The following is a 949-nucleotide window of genomic DNA, read 5'->3' as shown; positions in this document are numbered from 1 at the left end:
GCAGGGGGGGCGCAACTGAGTTCGGCGGGGGCGCTATTGACGCGGCCGTGGTAACAGTGACCGGAGCGACCGTCGCGACCCGTGTCGGTTCAGGCGCAGACAAAGGTGCAGATGCGGGCGCAGGCGTTGGAGTGGGCGACTGCGAGGCGGTGGCAACGGTCCGCGAATCCAGCAGTGGGCCAGACGGGGCGAGCTTGCTCCCCGCCCGCTCTTCCGCCGCAAAGCGCGCAAGGCGGGGATCATCGCGCCCGATATCGGCGGCGCGCGGGAATATCCCGAGATTGGCGGCGGCGGCCTGTTGCGGCTTGGTCAGGCGCGGCATGTAGCCGAGGTAGGGCACCAGCCGCGTCGCCAGATCGCGCGGCATCACTTGCTCGACAATCACGGTCGCGCGGTCGCTTTCGCCCATGATCGCAAGGCCGAAGGCGCGCGCGCGCTGGGCGGCCATATCGCGCTTGTCGAGCAAAGGCCGCAGTGTCTCCTCAAACCGGGCACGGTTGCCGGAGATCGCGTAACTTACCGCGAGCCTGCGGCGCGCCTCATCATTGCGGGGATCGAGCGCAAGCGCGCGGGCATAGGCGGTTTGCGCAGTGGTCTGTTCGCCGATGAGATCGAAACTGAGCGCCTGATCGGTCAGCACGGCACGTTCATCTGCCCCGCCCGTCAGGGCACGCTCGAATTGCTGCAAGGCCTCGCCCGCGCGGCCTGCGCGCAGATAGACCGAGCCCAAACCCAGCGCAGCACCCGGATGCCCCGGGTCAACATCCGCCGCGCGGCCGAAGAACCCGATCGCCGCTTCCAGATCCTCGACACCGAGGGAGGCCTGCCCTGCCTCGATCAAGGCATCGCGGTCACGCGGCGTCTTGGCCAATGCCACCAGCGCGCGGTTGAGGCGCTGGACTTCGGGCGCTGGGAGCGCCTGCACGACGGGTTGGGAAATCGTCTCCTG

The 949-nt window shown here is 68.7% G+C and carries 1 protein-coding gene; it reads right to left on the bottom strand.

From position 1 onward, the window contains the following. On the bottom strand, window positions 1-949 hold a 949-nt coding region (locus GVM20_RS16185; protein WP_166548216.1), incomplete at both ends, for a tetratricopeptide repeat protein.

The sequence above is a fragment of the Porphyrobacter sp. SLTP genome (assembly GCF_009905735.1).
In the GTDB taxonomy this organism is placed as follows: domain Bacteria; phylum Pseudomonadota; class Alphaproteobacteria; order Sphingomonadales; family Sphingomonadaceae; genus Erythrobacter.
This window is presented reverse-complemented; position numbering and strand designations above follow the sequence as displayed.